The sequence below is a fragment of the Paenibacillus macquariensis genome (assembly GCF_900156375.1).
GTDB lineage: Bacteria > Bacillota > Bacilli > Paenibacillales > Paenibacillaceae > Paenibacillus_AQ > Paenibacillus_AQ macquariensis.
Map to the genome: position 1 here is coordinate 381,955 of NZ_FTNK01000002.1, position 18,334 is coordinate 400,288.

At 40.1% G+C, this 18,334-nt stretch carries 16 protein-coding genes and 1 pseudogene; 15 read left to right on the top strand and 2 right to left on the bottom strand.

Annotation, left to right across the window (positions count from 1 at the left end):
• Positions 1–60 precede the first annotated feature (60 nt).
• A pseudogene (locus tag BW961_RS04755) lies at positions 61–690 on the bottom strand (histidine phosphatase family protein).
• Between the two features lie 63 nt (positions 691–753).
• Here BW961_RS04755 and BW961_RS31700 point away from each other — a divergent pair.
• The 14 genes from BW961_RS31700 (at position 754) to BW961_RS04820 (ending at position 16,007) form a co-directional block, all read left to right on the top strand.
• Positions 754–963 carry a LysR family transcriptional regulator gene (locus tag BW961_RS31700; protein ID WP_342190301.1) on the top strand — a complete coding sequence of 70 codons (210 nt, stop codon included), beginning with the start codon at positions 754–756 and terminating at the stop codon, positions 961–963.
• A gap of 90 nt (positions 964–1,053) precedes the next feature.
• Complete coding sequence (locus tag BW961_RS31705; RefSeq protein ID WP_326111720.1) at positions 1,054–1,371, top strand: LysR family transcriptional regulator substrate-binding protein; 318 nt, start codon at positions 1,054–1,056, stop codon at positions 1,369–1,371.
• A gap of 233 nt (positions 1,372–1,604) precedes the next feature.
• On the top strand, positions 1,605–2,291 hold the full coding sequence (locus tag BW961_RS04765; RefSeq protein WP_068581379.1) for a FadR/GntR family transcriptional regulator: 687 nt from the start codon (positions 1,605–1,607) through the stop codon (positions 2,289–2,291).
• Positions 2,292–3,521: a CynX/NimT family MFS transporter gene (locus BW961_RS04770; RefSeq protein ID WP_068581380.1), complete on the top strand. Its 1,230-nt coding sequence runs from the start codon at positions 2,292–2,294 to the stop codon at positions 3,519–3,521.
• A gap of 287 nt (positions 3,522–3,808) precedes the next feature.
• Positions 3,809–6,367, top strand: coding sequence for a hypothetical protein (locus tag BW961_RS04775; protein ID WP_068581385.1), 2,559 nt, complete (start codon positions 3,809–3,811; stop codon positions 6,365–6,367).
• 39 nt (positions 6,368–6,406) lie between these two features.
• Positions 6,407–7,126 (top strand): ABC transporter ATP-binding protein, encoded by a 720-nt coding sequence (locus tag BW961_RS04780; protein ID WP_068581388.1) that lies wholly within the window; start codon positions 6,407–6,409, stop codon positions 7,124–7,126.
• Positions 7,116–8,492: an ABC transporter permease gene (locus BW961_RS04785; RefSeq protein ID WP_068581391.1), complete on the top strand. Its 1,377-nt coding sequence runs from the start codon at positions 7,116–7,118 to the stop codon at positions 8,490–8,492. The genes BW961_RS04780 and BW961_RS04785 overlap by 11 nt, the downstream gene beginning before the upstream one ends.
• Before the next feature lie 29 nt (positions 8,493–8,521).
• Positions 8,522–9,607, top strand: coding sequence for an efflux RND transporter periplasmic adaptor subunit (locus BW961_RS04790; protein ID WP_068581394.1), 1,086 nt, complete (start codon positions 8,522–8,524; stop codon positions 9,605–9,607).
• Between the two features lie 191 nt (positions 9,608–9,798).
• Complete coding sequence (locus tag BW961_RS04795; protein WP_068581397.1) at positions 9,799–10,482, top strand: response regulator transcription factor; 684 nt, start codon at positions 9,799–9,801, stop codon at positions 10,480–10,482.
• A gap of 1 nt (position 10,483) precedes the next feature.
• On the top strand, positions 10,484–11,491 hold the full coding sequence (locus BW961_RS04800; protein WP_068581399.1) for a sensor histidine kinase: 1,008 nt from the start codon (positions 10,484–10,486) through the stop codon (positions 11,489–11,491).
• Between the two features lie 72 nt (positions 11,492–11,563).
• A complete protein-coding gene (locus BW961_RS04805; RefSeq protein WP_068581402.1) occupies positions 11,564–12,247 on the top strand; it encodes an ABC transporter ATP-binding protein in 684 nt (227 codons plus the stop codon).
• A complete protein-coding gene (locus tag BW961_RS04810) occupies positions 12,244–14,853 on the top strand; it encodes an FtsX-like permease family protein (protein ID WP_068581405.1) in 2,610 nt (869 codons plus the stop codon). The genes BW961_RS04805 and BW961_RS04810 overlap by 4 nt, the downstream gene beginning before the upstream one ends.
• 183 nt (positions 14,854–15,036) lie before the next feature.
• Positions 15,037–15,474, top strand: a complete 438-nt coding sequence (locus tag BW961_RS04815; protein ID WP_068581409.1) for an RrF2 family transcriptional regulator — start codon at positions 15,037–15,039, stop codon at positions 15,472–15,474.
• A 158-nt stretch (positions 15,475–15,632) separates the two neighbouring features.
• Positions 15,633–16,007 (top strand): DoxX family protein, encoded by a 375-nt coding sequence (locus BW961_RS04820; protein ID WP_068581412.1) that lies wholly within the window; start codon positions 15,633–15,635, stop codon positions 16,005–16,007.
• A gap of 191 nt (positions 16,008–16,198) precedes the next feature.
• Here the strand turns inward: BW961_RS04820 and BW961_RS04825 are convergent, their stop codons facing one another.
• Positions 16,199–16,933 carry a class I SAM-dependent methyltransferase gene (locus BW961_RS04825; protein ID WP_068581415.1) on the bottom strand — a complete coding sequence of 245 codons (735 nt, stop codon included), beginning with the start codon at positions 16,931–16,933 and terminating at the stop codon, positions 16,199–16,201.
• Between the two features lie 223 nt (positions 16,934–17,156).
• Here BW961_RS04825 and BW961_RS04830 point away from each other — a divergent pair, with 223 nt between their 5' ends.
• Positions 17,157–18,299: a serine hydrolase domain-containing protein gene (locus tag BW961_RS04830; RefSeq protein ID WP_082867364.1), complete on the top strand. Its 1,143-nt coding sequence runs from the start codon at positions 17,157–17,159 to the stop codon at positions 18,297–18,299.
• Positions 18,300–18,334: the final 35 nt, after the last annotated feature.

Consider the following 18,334-nt stretch of genomic DNA (forward strand, 5'->3'; position numbering starts at 1 on the left):
ATCAACCCGCCTTGATTACCAAATGACTTATCTTTTCTGCTCATTATCATCAACCCGAGGTTAAACCTCGGGTTTTTCTTGTGTTGCTTCCCCCTGCCTGTGATGGGATATATCTCCATACATCTCAATAGAATGGATGTCGTCTTTTATTAAAATTTTGGAAAGACTGGTTGACTCAATATCTGACAGGTTTGCAAGCTGTTCTAGCGTTTTATTACCGTAGTAGCCTAAAATCGTTTTTAAGGTTATTCGGTGTGTAACGATGAGTACATTTCCTCCCTGGTATAAGGACAGAATTTGGTCTATAGCAACGTTGCTTCTGTCTAGCAGCTCCTGATATGTTTCTCCAGAACCTGTTGGCTGGTACAAATGGGGACTGTTGAAAAACTCGAAATATTCTTTCGCATAACGTTCCTGTATAAGATCAATTTGCTGTCCTTCCCACAGTCCCATATTGATTTCCTTTAACTCGTCCATTTACGTAATACCTCCCCTATTGTTCCCCGCCACTATTTGGGCTGTTCGGAGTGCTCGAGGACTGGAACTTGAATAAACCGCATCGAATGGTACAGATTCTAATCTCTTATGTAACCATTTCGCTTGAAGAACCCCCAATTCTGTAAGAGGTGAATCCTGATGCCCTTGCATTTTCTTTTGTAAATTCCACTCGGTTTGTCCATGTCTTGTCAAATATAAAGTAGTCTCTAAGGAAGGGATTTTAAGAACTTACATGCTCTGAATATATTTTATACGATAGCGTTAACGGGAAGTGTTACCCAGGCGGCAGCAAGGCTTAATATAAGCCAACCTGCAATTACGGCTCAGATCAAGAAATTTGAGAAGGAATTGAATGTAGTCTTGTTCGAGCCTAAAGGTAGGGGAGTAGCCCTTACTTCGATTGGACAAAAACTGATAGAGCCTGTGGCTAGGTTGTTCACCTTGGAGAATCGAGTCGATGATTGAAGATTATCGAATTCACGGAAGTGGCAAATTGCATGTTGCGGGAACATATCTGACCACAAGTTTGCCAATCAGCACATTACGTTTAGTCAGATGGTTGCGGAGCCTTTTATCATGAGAGAGGAAGGAAGTGATACTCGGGAGAGGTTGTTCACCTTATGCAGGAATAACAAGGTTCAGCCACCAAGAGTAGCACTTCAATTCAGCGGACTGAACGAGACGATTCATGCCGTAGCCTCTGGTTACGGAGCAAGCTTTATATCTTCTCTAGCCGCCAACGAGTATATCCGGCGGGGAGAGCTGGCAAGGGTGCATGTGGATAAGTTGTTTGCTATGAATACGATTTCGTTGTGTACACGCAAAAAGAAAAATATGATCCATGTATCAAAACGTTTTATCCATTGTGCATGAAAATTTGGATGGTCTAAATTCAAAGTTCCTCAATGATTATTAAAGCATTCTAATGTATCCGAATCTCTAGTAACCCTTGTCCCTCAAGGGTTATTTCTCATTTCCATGACAATATCTGAGTCTTCCAATTGTCAGCGAATAACCATCGTAGATTGAATCGTATGTACACAAGTATGATTCTATGGTATTTTAATAAGATAGAACCAATCATCCTATGTTTGGAGGTTTGATACATGTTAACGAAGACTACGCGTATTAATCTAGTCGACCAAGTCATTTTACAGATAGAATCATTAATTGAATCAGGTGAATGGGAAATAGGCAAGAAGATACCCGCTGAACCGATCCTAGTTGTTGAACTTAATGTTAGCCGGAATACTTTACGCGAAGGGATAAGGGCTCTTTGTCATGCAGGTGTATTAACAACGAAGCAAGGGGACGGTACATATGTTTCCTCTGGTAGTACACTTGGCGTAGCTATTCAACGGCGTATTCAACATTCGAGCTTGCTTGATACGTTGGAGGTTAGGAATGCACTTGAGCAGGAAGCAGCAAGGTTATCTGCTGAAAGACGAACCGAACAGGACTTGGAGAAGATTCGATTTTATCAGGGAGAATGTAGTTCGTATACTAAAAGTCGTGATATGGAAGGCTATGTGGCCGCAGATCTGAAATTACATCAGACGATTGTGGAATCGACCGGCAATCAAATGCTCATCGACCTGTATGCTCATATTACGGAATCCATCCAGGAATCCATCACCATTTTCTTAAGAAAAAGATTTACTGAAGAACTTCCACATGACGAGCATCATCAACTTGTGGAGGCTATTGCGGCGCAAGATGCCAAAGAAGCTACTGCAAACGTACAACAGTTCTTTGATGAATTAAAAAAAGTTATAAAGATGGAGGAAATGTAAGTGAAATCATCACAACTTAGATCTGACACACAATCGAATATCCCATCCAAAGGATGGCTACTTGTCTTAGGTATTATTTTGATAGCAACCAATATGCGTGCGCCTTTAACTTCAGTAGGACCGCTCATTGGAACCATTCGGGATGACTTAGGGATATCGAATACGATAGCCGGTTTGATTACGACACTACCGTTATTAGCTTTTGCACTTCTTTCACCTCTAGTACCGAAATTGGCTCGTCGGTATGGTACGCCAATGGTTCTCTTCGGTTCGTTGTTCCTTCTTATCTTAGGAATGGCAGTACGTTCTTCTCAAGGTATTATTTCATTGCTAATCGGAACGATCATTCTAGGCTTAGGGATAGCAATGTGTAATGTACTCATGCCGAGCCTTATCAAAGATAAGTATCCTTTAAAAATCGGTATTATGATTGGTGTTTATTCGGTTTCAATGAATTTCAGTGGTGCAATTGCGTCTGGAATCAGTGAGCCGATGGCAAACCAAGTTGGTTTGGGCTGGAGAGGCGCATTGGGAATATGGATGGTATTAGCATTGGTGGCTCTTATCGTGTGGATTCCACAAATAAGACAGAAGCAGCAAGAACAAGCAAGCACTTCAGCAACCAATCAGAATCGCACGAATTTATGGAAATCACCTATCGCATGGTATATTTCAATCTTTATGGGACTGCAATCGATGCTCTTTTATGTGGTCATTTCCTGGCTTCCAGATATTCTGAAAAGTCAGGGGGTGAGTTCAGATACAGCTGGCTGGACAGTGTCCATCATGCAAATGGCGTTACTTCCAGTAACCTTTATCGTACCTATTTTGGCAGGACGAATGAAGAATCAGAATATCCTTGTAATCCTAGCAGCGGTGTTCTACTTCATTGGCATTGGGGGGCTTCTCTCAGGTAATGATACACTTACTCTATTGTGGGCAATATTAATAGGCATTGGATCAGGCTGTGCATTCAGTCTAGCGATGATGTTATTCGGACTTCGTACTTCAAATGCTCATGACGCGGCTGAACTTTCCGGTATGGCACAATCGATGGGGTATCTACTGGCAGCCATAGGACCAACGTTATTTGGATTTCTGCATGACGCAACGAACGGGTGGAAGATTCCACTGATTGTTATGTTCGTGATGGCAGTGTTACTGTTGACATTTGGTGTAGCTTCTGGACGGGATCGATTAATCGGTCAATCAAGCGTTAAGGATACCTAATGATTTATATATAAGAATTCATTATTGAGGTTGGGGAAATAGGCAATTATATAGGGTTAGTTGAAAAGCAGCAGATTCCAAATTTGGATTTGCTGCTTTTGCATATTAATGTAAGGATACATTAATATACTAAAGGATTCGAAAGATAGAAACATTAAGTGACTAATTTGTCATTAGAATATTCCTTCTAGCAGTTATACTGATCTTATTAGCATTAAAGGCAAAGGGGGGAGTATAACCAATTTAATTGTTCAATCTATATTGTGAAATATATTGGAGGTAAATTAATGAAGAAGCTTAGGAATACATATCATGCCTTGCTATTAAGTACACTTGTCATTTCCCAGTTGACTGGTCACAAAGTTAATGCCGCAAATTCAACCGGAGTTACCAATACTACGACTTCAAATCTAGCTTCTCCAACGGCCAATCGAACTAGCAACTTGGACTCTATTAAGCTCGCTACTAATATTAAGGCTACATTAGAGGAGGTAAGTATCTGGCCACAGGACGGGGGCAACGTTCTAACATATACGGTGAACTATTCTAATGGAAGTAATCGCAATCTGAATTTGATCCATTATTTCTCAAGAGTTATGACTACCTCAGGGACGGTCATTCCAGGTAACCCTGTTACCGGAGATGCACTCAAAAAAAAGGTGCTTCCTAAAGGGAATACGCGTGTGACGTATTATGTCAACGTTGGCACAACGAATTCATTAATAGGGTTGAAGATTCCAATGTACGTGTGGGACGCTAAAACAAAGGGGTATTTGAAACAAGTGGGTACTTTTAACATGCCGACCAATTATACTCCGACTGTTGCAAGCGGGAAGAGTGTATATACCACGATGAATGACGTTCCCGTTACAGCCTCTACCGAGTCATTGAAACTCTATCAATATAACGGAAAAACGTATGCGAAAGCTGGTATAAGCTTAACCAACAGAGGAAGTAAGGTTTTTGGAGACCCAGGGTATAAAGTATATCTGTTATCTGCAGGAGGTACTTCGTTTGAAATGGTGCTTGATAGCTCTCAAGCAACCTACAAGATTCAGCCTGGGGAGAAAAAGGTAATCTACTATCTGACCGAGATTCCCCCCTATCTGGATACCACCAACATGAAGTTGCAATACATCCAAACGGATAAGACCTTAAATGTAGAACTTCCAAAGGCTTCATTTAGTCTTCCGAAGGCAACGACTCCCAATTTAACTGTGGGCAAAGACATCATCAAAAAGATCTTAATTAACAACAATACGATCGAAACAAAGCTGAGCAATGCAACAGTGTATACTGACAATAATAAGGGGATATGGTCATTTCAACTACACTTGAAAAACTCAGGTAACAAGGCAGTAACCATGCCCTCTTATGCACTTTCCGTAAAGTCGTCAGAAGGGAAGGCATTTCCGATCAAGGCTAAATCTTTAAACGGAATAACCTTAAATCCACTTGAAGAGAAGGTCCTTCAGTTCAATGCAGAACTGCCGCTTGATGTTGATCAGAAACCCGTGCTACTGGAATTGATTGAGGAAGTTAAGGCAGATGTGGTAGCCATAGATCCCTCAACTGAATCAGCAGTCAAGAGTTCTAAGCTAACGTTACCCATTGCATATTTCACGATCCCATACACTCTTCGTCCCGACACACAACAAGGATCAGATTACACGACTACAAATTCATATGGCACCTTCTCTTATAAACTTAATACATTACAACGCTTTCCTTGGAAAGATGACGATATCATTGTTGCTAAGTTAAGTATCACAAACACACAGTCGACGACTCTAACACTGCCAAACTTAAAGGGATCATTGACGATAGATGAAGACGATTTGACGTCTTCAACGGATCTATTTATGGACAAACAGGTAGCAGTACTGGCACCTGGGAAGACCATCGACATGTATGTACTCACTAAAATCCCTTACGCATCGAATATCGATAAGATGCAAATTAATCTATATTCCATCGTAAACGAAGAGAATGTCTCTTTTCTTTCACTCAGTTCGAATAATACGGTGAACGATGTAGATTCTATTGAGCGCGGTGGTAGTTTTATGATTGTAGGAAAAGGCAAGAACGCAAAAGTACAGGAGAAAAAGACAATTGTATATGCTGGTTCGAGCTCAAATATCGTGTATACAGAGTTGCTTATGAGTAATGAGGAGAAAAGACAGAGTAAGATGGCACGTCTTCAAGCCTATTACCAAACAGCAGATGGCCAGTTTTACGAAGCAATATCTAATCAATCGGATATTGCTGCCGCGCCTGGAGGTAAACAATTAATTGCCTTTTGGTCGAAGATACCCAAATCCGTAAGCACTTCAAATATGAAGTTCTATATGGGACCGGGGATAACAGGAAATAAGTTAAGTGAACCAGGTCAAGAAAGCACAGGTGTGATCAATATTGGATCGCTACGGATTAGTCCGCAATCGTCCTATGCGAATATGTCGGAGGTTACGCTCAGCCCATATACATTATCCATCCAAGGCGTTGATGGTAGGATTAAGGAAGGCAGCGACAGTATAAGTATTATTATGAAATATAACCTCTTTAAGGATAGCAGCTACGACACAGGTGTCTTTAACCACAAGCTTATTCTTAAAATGACAGATTATTACGGGCAGTCACAGGAAAAGTCTCTTATCCTTGGCACAGATCTGACAGAAGGAAATCAAAATAGGATTACGATGTCCTTTAGTAGTGATCAATTTAAGAACTTGCATGGAGGCTACTATAGATTAACGTTATATGACGAAATCCAAGGTGAACGCATAGAATTGGCAAGCCAGGAGTATCCGTTAACGTATGATAGGCTCCTGGAAATAGAGAAATAGGACTTTATAAATATCATTGTATAAGAAGGAGCAGCTCTTATGTTGCGAGTTGAGAATGTAACACATTTTTTCAAGAATGGTAGTGAATCGACGCCAGTGCTTCATGATATCAACTTTACGGTCAAACCGGGGGAAATGGTTGCTCTTCTCGGAAGCTCAGGCTCTGGTAAGTCAACGCTACTGAATCTGATGGCTGGTTTGATGAAACCGATGGAAGGTGATATTTACATTGCAGATCATAATATCGTGAAGATGAGTGAGAATAAGCTCTCCGAATTCCGTAGAAAGCACATTGGCTTCATCTTTCAAGCCTATGAGCTGATCACGAGTCTGACTGTTCGAGAAAATGTAGAACTTCCGCTGGTGTTTCAATCCGTGTCTCCGTCCATACGTAAGCAGAAATCCCTATCATTACTGGATAAGGTCGGTATTCTGGACAAAGCCGACTTATTCCCATCACAGCTGTCTGGCGGTCAGCAGCAGCGTGTCAGTATTGCGCGATCTCTTATAACAGAGCCTTCTGTCATCTTCGCCGATGAGCCAACGGGTAATCTGGATTCGAAGACAGAAGAAGAGATCATCGGAATATTGCTTCAATTGAATAAGACAATGAACACGACATTTATTATTGTGACACATGAGACGGATGTGGCAGAGCAAATGCAACGTATTTTTGCGCTTCGGGACGGTTATTTAGTATCTGAAAAAGGCTCTTTGGTAGGAATGGAACCCAAAGGGGGGATAAGCATTGAGAATTAGTGATATCTCTCGTCTGGCTTGGGATCAGGTAACGCGGCGAAAGGTTGTTACGGGTCTTTGTATGGCTGGCATTTCTATCGGATGTGCTGCAATCATTGTTGCTTTAAGCATTGGGGAGTCCGCAAAGAGTTATTCAGAGAAACAATTGAATCAGAGCTTTAAGATGGATGAGATTACAGTTACGGCTAATGGAGGAATCCCTTCACAAGGTGGAGGGGGTACACCTGAGGTCAGCGATAAGTTGGATCCTGGAAAGTTAACTCGGCAGAAGCTAGAGATTATACAGAAATTGAAACATGTCAACGCTGCTGCGCCTTTTCAAGAACTAGGGTATAGCCAGATGCTCACAATGGATAATCGTGTAGGCGATGTACAGGTTATTGGCACGGATCTCCATCTGTTAACGAAATATGATAAGACCTTTCTACAAGGTGGGGCATCTGATTTACCCAGGATGGCAGTTCTCAATTATGGAGCTACACTTGGGTTGATCGACGATGAGACAAAGCGGAAAATTTTAGAGGGATTTGGGAATGATCCATATAATGTCCAATTAAGAGAACAATTTGACAGCTTAAGCGTCCTGCCTTCGCAGATGTATCAACAGCAATTTCAACTACAATTCAAGGATTATTCTAACCCAGCGAGTAAGATTCAACAAAGCGCGCCACTCCGAGTCTTTGGTATTCTTAACAAGGCTTCAGGTGCAGATGATCTGATGGAATCGTATAACAAGATCATCTATGTGTCGCTTGAAACGGCACAGCAATTGGTCGAAGAACTGAATATGACCAATGGAACAGTCGGGCAAGAGGGTGTCTATAACTCGGCTATTGTAAAGGTGGACAGCACAGACAACATAGTGCAGGTGGAGAAACTTATTCAGAAGTTAACGTTAACGACGAGTACGAATTTATATCAACTAGAGCAGCTAGCGGACGAATTCAATATGTTTAAAAAGGTAGCGCTAGGGGTAGGGGTATTTATTCTAATCATTGCTTCTATATCTATCATCGTTGCGATGACCATGTCGACACATCAACGTCGCCGTCAGATTGGGATCATGAAGGTGTTAGGAGCTAACATGGGGCAAATTCGTAATATGTTCATTACTGAAGCTGCTTTGCTCGGAATGATGGGCGGGATGTTGGGTGTATTGATTTCTTACCTCATTGTGTTTGGAATTAATAAGCTTATAGGCACAGCTGCAGGTCCGGTACCGGGTAATGGTATTATTATTAACATTCCGATAATGACGATCCCTATTGGAATTGCATTTGCTGTAATGACAGGTGTGTTCTCAGGGATTTATCCAGCGATAAGTGCTTCCAGAACAAATGCACTGACGGCAATTAAGCGAGATTAGAGATATCAAGTGGAAAGGAATCTGAATTGATGAAGAAGAGTATAAAGTGGGTTATATTAGCAGTGATCATTCTTGTTGTGGGGTACTTATTATATATTAATTTATTCAAGACCAATGAGGTGATGGAACCCATTGACACCCAACCGGCAATAACCTTTGAGGCAACCAAAGAGACCATCTCCAATTCTGTTCAAGTTAAAGGGAAATCAAACTATGAGCAAGAAACCCTTGTATATGCTCCTTTCGCTTCCAAGGTAACAGAATGGAACGTCGAAAATGGAGGGCAAGTAAAAAAGGGGGATGTATTGTATACACTAGATCAATCAACCTTGAAAAACGAAATCGCAACGCAAGATGCTATGATCCGCAAGACGCAATTAGAAGCGGAATTAAATGAATTCGTAAGCCAACAGGAAGATGAGACGACTGCACTTGGAGCGACTGAGGCAGAACGCTTAAAAGCGCTTGCGACACAGGAGTCAGGTCGATTAAATGATGAGCTTAACAAGGTGAACGCAGATATTCAGCGGAGGGAGCTTGCAGATAAGAAGGCTAAGCTAAAAACAGCGGTCTACCACGCCCCAGCAACCGGTATCTTCCTGTATGACAGCACGGGTGAACGACCACAATCTGTGACGGACAACCAATACATCGGTAAAATCGTAGATCTTAATAAGCTAGAGTTCATTGCACTTGTTGGAGAACAGGACATATTCCGCATAAAACAAGGGATGAAGGTTCAGGTGAAAATCACTGCTTTAAAAGAATTGAAGCTCTCTGGAGAGGTGACTAAGGTGTCTAAATTTGCCGTTACCGCTGCCGATAAGACTAGCACAAATCAGGTACCTCAATTTGAAGTAGTCATCTCACTTCAACCAAATGAGCACCTTATTGGCGGACTAAGTATGAGTGGAGAGATTGAAACCGTACGTAAAGAGAATACCACGGTTATTTCTAGCATTGCTGTTATTCATGAGGGGGACGTGTCCTACGTGATGTTGGACAAGGGCGCCGGGCAATACGAACGAAGAGATATTGAAACCGGATTAGAAACAGCTGACAAAACTGAGGTGCTCACAGGACTTAATGTTGGAGACACTGTTGTTCTCCAATAAGATAAGCGTTTCATGATAACTTTATGGTCGTATTTGTGGCGTTCAACCTTGGTTGAACGTCTATTTTCTAGATATGTAAGATAAATTAAGTAATCCATCAGGAGCTAAATATAGGTATCATTATTAATTGTGATACAATAACTTTCATCGTTAGTATTCTCAAAGTACAAATAAGTTAGGATGATCTTACTATGAAAATTTTATTGGTGGAAGACGATAGAACGATTGCATCAGGGCTTGAATATTCGCTGCAACAAGATCAATTCACGACGGTTCTTTGTTATGATGTTGCATCCGCTACTAAAGTATTAGCTGAACAATTAGATCAATTCACATTATGTATATTTGATATATCCTTGCCTGACGGTACTGGTTATGAATTGTGCAAGATTGTGAAAGAACGGAGTGATATTCCTGTCATCTTTTTAACAGCGATTGATGATGAGGTGAATGTCGTGATGGGGTTAGATATGGGAGCGGATGATTATATCACTAAACCCTTTCGTATTCGAGAACTTCTCTCTCGTATCAAGTCTGTCTTGCGGCGATATCATAAACAGACGCAGACCAAATCAATTGTTGAAATAGAACATATCCGGATTAACACGCTTGAAGGCAAAGTTTATAAGAATGGTGATGAGATTTCACTTACTGCTTTAGAGTACAGGTTATTACTTATCTTTGCTAACCATATAGGACAAGTCCTCTCAAGGAATCAGCTATTGGAGAGAATCTGGGATGTGGCAGGCGACTTCGTGAATGATAATACATTAACTGTGTACATCAAGCGGTTGCGGGAAAAGTTAGAAGATAACCCTCAAGATCCGACGATTATCAAAACAGTCCGTGGTTTAGGTTATAAGGTAGGTGATTAGGTTGTTACGTAATAGAGAGATTCGATTGTTCCTTCTAACCATGTGCTTGATCAGTCTAGTGGGAGTCGTTGCAGGGTACATAATGATTTCATTTAATGCTGCATTACTCATTGCTATCACTACATCTTTACTCATTGGATGTTGCATCATGTTTACGAGATGGAGATACAACGAGATTGAGAAGTTATCGGGTGGTTTGCGTCGAATTAGTGCTGGCGATTATGCTCTTGATGTTCGTGATAATCAAGAAGGTGAGCTTAGTATCCTGAAGAGTGATATTTATAAAGTAACGCTAATGTTATCCGAACAGCGTTCACTTTTGCAACATGAGAAAGTCCAACTTACTAATGCTATTTCCGATATATCCCATCAACTCAAAACCCCACTTACCTCCATGACGGTAATGGCTGATCTGTTAAGCGAACCCGAACTACCTTCATCGAAAAGAACGGAATTCACTCGTAATATTCGAATTCAACTCGAGCGGATCGGGTGGCTAGTTTCTTCGTTATTAAAGTTCTCAAAATTTGATGCAGGAACGGCACAATTTAAACAAGATCACATATCGGTGGACAAGCTTCTTCGCAAATCATTAGAGCCGGTACTGATTCCTATGGATATAAAGGAACAAACACTCTCGATAAAGGGCGAAGATACCGTCACATTTATTGGCGACCTTAATTGGACAACCGAAGCCATCATCAATATTCTGAAAAATGGTGTGGAGCACACGCATGACGGCGGCGAAATCTCTATTTCTTTTACAGAAAACACCTTGTTTACGGAGATCATCATTGCTGATAACGGTAAAGGAATACCTAAGGATGAGCTACCTTATGTTTTCAAACGATTTTATAAAGGGAAGAATGCAAGTGAAGATAGTATTGGAATTGGGCTTGCCCTGGCTCACAGCATTATTACAAGTCAAAATGGCGATATCCATGTATCGAGTGAGGTAGGAAAAGGTACTCAGTTTCATATTAAGTTCTACAAACAAGTGACTATATAGTCATATTACAGTCACTTGATAGTCATTTTAGGCAGATATAATGATCTCATAAGCATATATGGAGGTCTTACAATGGATATATTAACAATTGAACATCTATCTAAAACGTACGGAAAAGGGGAGACAGCGGTCAAGGCACTTGATGATGTTTCTTTTTCGATTAAAAAAGGGGAATTTGTCGCGATTATCGGTCCATCAGGTTCGGGGAAATCAACCATTCTGCACATGCTTGGTGGTGTAGATACACCGACTAGTGGAAAGGTATTCGTAGATAATACAGACATTTATAACCTTAATGAAACCGAGTTGGCAATCTTCAGACGTAGACAGATCGGCTTAATTTATCAATTTTATAATCTAATACCGGTCCTAACGGTGGAAGAGAATATTACGCTACCCTTGTTGCTCGATGGACATGAGGTGGATAAGAAGCAGTTCGCTGAGATCGTGAAGACTTTAAATCTAGACAATCGCTTAAACCATCTACCGAATCAACTTTCGGGTGGACAACAACAACGGGTCTCTATAGGTAGAGCACTTATCAGTAATCCAGCAATCATGTTAGCAGACGAGCCAACCGGTAATTTAGATAGCAAGAACGGAAATGAAATCATTGAATTATTAAAAATGTTCAATAAAACCTATAAGCAGACGCTTATTGTCATTACACATGATGAACGGATTGCGCTACAAGCGGACCGAATCATCACCATTGAAGATGGAAGGATTGCTAAGGACGAGGTGATTCGTCCGTGAATATTGTCAATAAATTAACCATAAGACATTTGAAGCAGAATAAAAGACGTACGCTTGTGACCATCATTGGAGTCATTATATCCGTAGCGATGGTGACGGCTGTATCAACCCTGGGTGTATCTTTTATGGCTTTAATGCAAAAAGAAACAATTGCAAGTACTGGAGAATGGCATGTCCTTTACAAGGATGTGAACAAGTCTCAACTTAAAGCGATTGATGCGGATGAAGAAACAAAGACACTAGTTGTTTCGAAAGATCGTGGGTACGCCCTTTTAGCAGGAACGGAGAATGCGAATAAACCCTATTTATATATCAAGGCGTATAATGATCAAGGTTTCAAAAAATTCCCGATTGAGTTAAGTTCAGGACGACTTCCACAAGCAGATAATGAAGTTGTGATCTCGGAGGAAATTGCTGCGAAGGCTAAAGTATCTTACAAACTGGGGGATACATTGAACCTAGATGTTGGAACACGATTATTTGAGGATGAAGAAGGTAATGTTCGAACACTATCACAGATAGATTCATTACAAATACAGCAAGATGCAATTGTCGAAAAATTAATTGATACAACAAAGGAAAGCTACACGATTGTGGGCTTCATAAAACGTCCAACATGGGAACCAACATGGGCACCTGGGTATACGATCCTCAGTTATGTAAACGAAAGTATATTGGGCGCGGATGATATCGTAAATGCTACGGTTCTATTAGACAAGGTGAAGAGCTCTCTGTTTACGCATGCAAAGGATTTAGCAAAGACAAATAACATAGACTCTAAATCCATTGAATTTAATAATGAATTATTGCGGTTTTACGGTGTGACGAATAACGATAGCTTACGTAGTACCATTCTCTCGATGTCCGTGATTATTATGGGAGTCATTATTGTGGGTTCAGTATCATTAATATATAATGCGTTCGCGATTTCCGTCTCAGAACGTTATCGTCACTTAGGTATGTTATCAAGTGTTGGAGCGACGAATAGACAGAAGAAAAATTCAGTGTATTTCGAGGGAGCAATTATCGGTTTAATCAGTATCCCCATTGGGATCATTTGCGGTCTTGCGGGTATAGGAATTACTTTCTGGTTCATTAACTCGATGATCCAAGGTGCTTTAGGACTAACAGGAACATTAACCGTAATCGTTACCCCATTGTCCATATTAGTTGCATGTGCTATTTCGATCCTAACGATTTTTATTTCAACTTATATACCAGCTATAAGAGCATCTAAGATCTCTGCTATTGATGCAATTCGACAAACAACAGATGTTAAGCTGACAGGTAAAACAGTGCAAACGTCTAAGTTCGTTCGTAAGTTATTTGGAATAGAAGCTGAAATAGGGTTGAAGAACTTAAAGAGGAATAAACGAAGATATCAAGCAACGGTATTTTCCCTAACGATTAGTATAGTGCTGTTTCTAGCAGTATCTTCTTACACCTCCAATATGAAGAAGTCGCTTGAACTCTCACAGGCTGGTGTGAATTACGATATTCAAGTCTATATGGGTAATAATAAAGTTGAAAAGAATGATCTATTAATACAAACGATATTAACTCTGCCGGATGTAACGGAGTATACCCGGGTAAAGGAACTAAGTGTTAACACATGGCTTGATAAAGCAACCATTGCTGATGAACTGCTAGAGGACTTGAAGAATGATAACAGTATTCTTAAGAATGGAAAATATCCCTATTCTATTAGGGTGAATTCATTAAATGAACAAAGCCTAAAGACCTATGCACAAGCGATTGGTGCAGATTATGAACAACTAACGGACCCGAACCGTGTATCTGCGATTGTGATTGATACGATTAGTTATAAATTGGAATTAGAGAAGAAGTATGTTGAAACGAAGGCCATTCATATGAACATTGGTCAAAGCATTGATCTAATTAATAAGGATTGGGAAACAGAAATAGAGACCAATTTGGGAAAAATAGAAATCGCAGCATTTACTGATCAATACCCTATGGGAATTCGTACGATAGGTTTAGGTCAATTAAATATCATTGTTTCTGAACAAGTCATGGATCAATTAACAAGGGATCATAAGATTAATGATATAATGACGTATCTTTATTTAAATAGTTCCGATCCTATGGCCACACAACAAGAAATTGAAGAGATGAAAGAGAATAATATATATGTTGGTAATATGTATCAACAGAGACAAAAGGAAGAACAGATGATCATGTTAATGTCGGTATTTACGTATGGGTTCATCGCATTAATTACGTTAATCTCAATTGCCAATATTTTCAATACCATATCGACGAGTATTTCACTTCGAAAACGAGAGTTTGCGATGTTGAAATCTGTGGGTATGACACCAAAAGGCTTTAATAAAATGATTAATTATGAAAGTATATTTTATGGCATGAAGTCATTACTCTACGGGCTTCCAATCAGCGTTATCATCATGTATCTGATCCACAAAGGATTGGGGAACAGTTTTACCTATGAATTCTCCATGCCTTGGATAAGTATTGGATATGCCATCGTTGCCGTATTTATCATCGTTATTTCAGCCATGTTATACGCAAGCTCCAAAGTGAAGAAGGAAAACATTATCGATGCGTTAAAACAAGAGAATATTTAAGCCTTTATTTAGTAGGTAGTAGTTAATATGGAAAACCTGGTAGTCGAATTCTGCCAGGTTCTTTATTATGCTTCCTTGAACACGAATAGATAATGTCCTATAATGTGCTTATTGAAATTGCAATAAATAATTAAGACTTGTTAAGCTAGAATGATTACAAGGAACCCTATAGGAGTGATATTCATGAGTACAGCAAATCGCGGAGTAAACATTGGACCTCCTCGTTTTAAAATAGCCGTTCATTCGATTGTCTGGTTAGCTAAAAGCGGCAGTATACTATCGAGCGCCATGATCGCAGACCAAGTGGATTCGCATGCAACTTTTATGCGTAGAGTGATGCAAGCATTAGCGATAGCAGATATCGTGGAATCCAAGGGAGGACGTGAGGGTGGTTATACCTTACGAAAGCGAGCAGATCAGATTACGTTAGGCGACATTTACTCAGCAGTAAGTACAGGGCCAGTAGAACCAGAGGTTGATGTAGGCTGTGGCGCAGCTGCGGAACAACTAGACGTGGAATTAGAGCGAATTCTCTATGAAGCTGAAAAGCAGACCATTGAGTATTTAGGGAAATATACCATTGCGGATGTTATGAACCAAGTTGAATTTTTCACGATTTAAGTTTATGTATGTTCGTAATTAATTCATACTATTTAAGTACTAGTCAAACGACTAGAAACTGATTATAATGTGCTTGAATGAGTTGCAGTTACGACTGCAATTATATTTTAATATTTAATGTGCCTGTACAGGTTGCATTAAAAAAGGGGGAGATCAAATTGGATATTGTAACATTCATACTGCAAGGAATACTTGGACTTATGTTCTTGATGGCTGGATTCGGAAAGATAACAGGGTTAAAGATGCATGTTGAAAATTTTAAACATTGGCGGTTACCGCAATGGTTTCGCGTTATAACGGGATTCATTGAACTCGTCGGTGCTGCTGCACTAATTGTTGGTTACTGGGATCCAAGCTGGACAGCTGCAGGGGCATTGGTGCTTGGTATTACCTCTATTGGAGGGATATTGACTCACCTTCGTGTTAAGGATTCGTTGAAACAAACGTTTCCCATCATATTTCTAGTCATATTATCTATTGCTGTATTCTTGAACTGCTTATCCGATCTTTCTGATTTCCCTGGATTTAATTAACTGACAATGTATTAAATAAAAAATGTGAACCATTTGGTAAATTAGTGTGAAAAAATGTTAATGAATGATGAAAAAACCAAGCATCATAGCGCTTGGTTTTTTCATCGTTATATTCAATAGTTAGTTAATTTAGTAATAACTGCTAGAAATGATCATATGAAAGATTAATTGTGATCCTACTCGTTCGAAGCTCACGCTTTTACTGCAGAAATAATCAAGAACATAGGTCTACGATTCTCATGTTGCATCAGTGGATCACTCTTCAACATTTCATCGGATGGCATAGGTTCTTTAACTGCTTTTATTACAAATCCAGCCTCAATGATGTCATTCATATAGGTAGAGATTGTGCGATGATATTTAATAACATCGGGTGCTAAGAATGATGTTGTGCGTACACCTTCTGATTGATATTGATCTACTGGCCAATGTTGAGGATTTCCTTGACCATCATAGTGCCAATCTTGTTCATCACGAGAAGTGAAAATAGGATGTTCGACGGAAAATAAGAAAGTACCGCCTGGTTTCAGATATGCATACACTTTTTTGCTAATATCTGCGAATGATTCGATATAGTGGAAAGCCAACGAACTAATCACCACATCAAATTGTGAATTTGAGAATTCGATGTCTTCAATCGGCAATTGCACATAAGAAATGGCAGGATCATTCGTTTGTTCACGAGCCTTTTGAAGCATGTTTTCAGAAATATCTACACCTATAACTGAACTTGCCTGTTGTTCCCGAGCGTATAGACAATGCCACCCGAAACCACACCCAAGATCTAGCACACTTTTATCCTGCAATTCTGGTATTAATGCTTTTAATACATGCCATTCGCCTGCACCTTCAAGGCCTTTGATTGAACGAGCCATTTGCTTATAATCGGAAAAGAAATTTGAATCATCATATTTGTTTTGTTTCATCTGGTATACATCTCCTACATTCGTAATTCGAATTCTATATATTTCTTATGTCATTATACTCATTGTAAGGGTGTGAATCCATTTAATATAGTGTGTGAGTTATGATACAAATCAATGAAATCTTATACTAAGAAACGAATTGATAAGACCTATATGGACGTAAGAAGAATGACTAATGTAGAATATACCCATTGTTAGAATTTCAAGGGAGTGAGTATAGCCAATGAGTAACTTGATGATCAACCTGAGAACAACTGAAGGAGAATTGGATGTAGCACCCGAGACAGTAGAAATGGACGCCCGACAATTGAATAAACTGGATAGTCACTTTCACTATCTAATTAAGCTAGACAAAATTCAAGCAGCGAGTTATCTTATTGCACGACATGGGAAGATCGCAGCATGGAAATCGATGGGCAGACTTCATGGAACGATAGACAAGGGGGACTTGCAACCCGACTCGATACGAAAGATTTCTTCAATCACGAAAGCGTTCACAAGTGTATGTATCGTGAAATTGATTGAGGATGGTCAACTCTACATTGATCAACCCGTATCTACTATATTGGAAGAGTTCAATACGCCTGTACATAAAGATATTACCCTGTTTCACTTATTGACGCATACTTCCGGTATTCTGCCAGTGACAGGTTATTATAATGAACCCTATCCGCGAGACTGGTGGGGAGCTAACGGGATGGAGAATTGGATCCGAAAAGTCTTGCAGGGGCCACTAATTTGCCAACCTGAGGATGCTTATAATTACTCATCAGTGGGCTTCGCATTACTCGGAGAGATTGTCTCTCGCGTGTCAGGTATGAAATATGAAGACTATGTGTTACAGAACATTATTCACCCATTAGGGATGACACGAACATTCTTTGACGTGCCTGATCATTTACATTCGGAGGTGTGTTCGGTAGAAGCATCGGATATCGAGAGATTGAGAGTGCGAGACGATAATACAATTAATCCTCCACGTTCCGACGGTGGCCTGTATTCTACCCTTTATGATCTGTGGCGGTTCGGGCAAATGCTACTGAATGGAGGGACACTTGAAGGGGAGCGTATTCTGGGAAGGAAATCTGTGGATCTAATGACCCGACGTCATCTGTTCAACGTTCCAGCTTATCATTGGGGTGGTCAAATCAAGGATAAAGGTCACGCTTTAGGATTTGACCTTGCAATTAATCATCTTGTCTATGAGTCAGAGGGGACCTTCCAACTGGAAGGAGCGGGTAGATCAGGATTCTTCGTTGATCCAGTTGAGAAATTGGTTGTCGTTTTCTTCGTACCATCGATTTATTCTTGGGTGCCTGAGTCAGTTCTAGGTACGAAGCAGATCATCTGGTCGAGCTTGGTGTAAGATGTTATAATATGAACCATTGAGTTTATGAGAAA

Excerpts from the sequence above, each read along its gene's own strand:
- BW961_RS31705 (WP_326111720.1), top strand. The coding sequence starts at position 1,054 with ATGGTTGCGGAGCCTTTTATCATGAGAGAGGAAGGAAGTGATACTCGG.
- BW961_RS04765 (WP_068581379.1), top strand. The coding sequence starts at position 1,605 with ATGTTAACGAAGACTACGCGTATTAATCTAGTCGACCAAGTCATTTTA.
- BW961_RS04775 (WP_068581385.1), top strand. The coding sequence starts at position 3,809 with ATGAAGAAGCTTAGGAATACATATCATGCCTTGCTATTAAGTACACTT.
- BW961_RS04780 (WP_068581388.1), top strand. The coding sequence starts at position 6,407 with ATGTTGCGAGTTGAGAATGTAACACATTTTTTCAAGAATGGTAGTGAA.
- BW961_RS04790 (WP_068581394.1), top strand. The coding sequence starts at position 8,522 with ATGAAGAAGAGTATAAAGTGGGTTATATTAGCAGTGATCATTCTTGTT.
- BW961_RS04795 (WP_068581397.1), top strand. The coding sequence starts at position 9,799 with ATGAAAATTTTATTGGTGGAAGACGATAGAACGATTGCATCAGGGCTT.
- BW961_RS04805 (WP_068581402.1), top strand. The coding sequence starts at position 11,564 with ATGGATATATTAACAATTGAACATCTATCTAAAACGTACGGAAAAGGG.
- BW961_RS04815 (WP_068581409.1), top strand. The coding sequence starts at position 15,037 with ATGAGTACAGCAAATCGCGGAGTAAACATTGGACCTCCTCGTTTTAAA.
- BW961_RS04825 (WP_068581415.1), bottom strand. The coding sequence starts at position 16,933 with ATGAAACAAAACAAATATGATGATTCAAATTTCTTTTCCGATTATAAG.
- BW961_RS04830 (WP_082867364.1), top strand. The coding sequence starts at position 17,157 with ATGAGTAACTTGATGATCAACCTGAGAACAACTGAAGGAGAATTGGAT.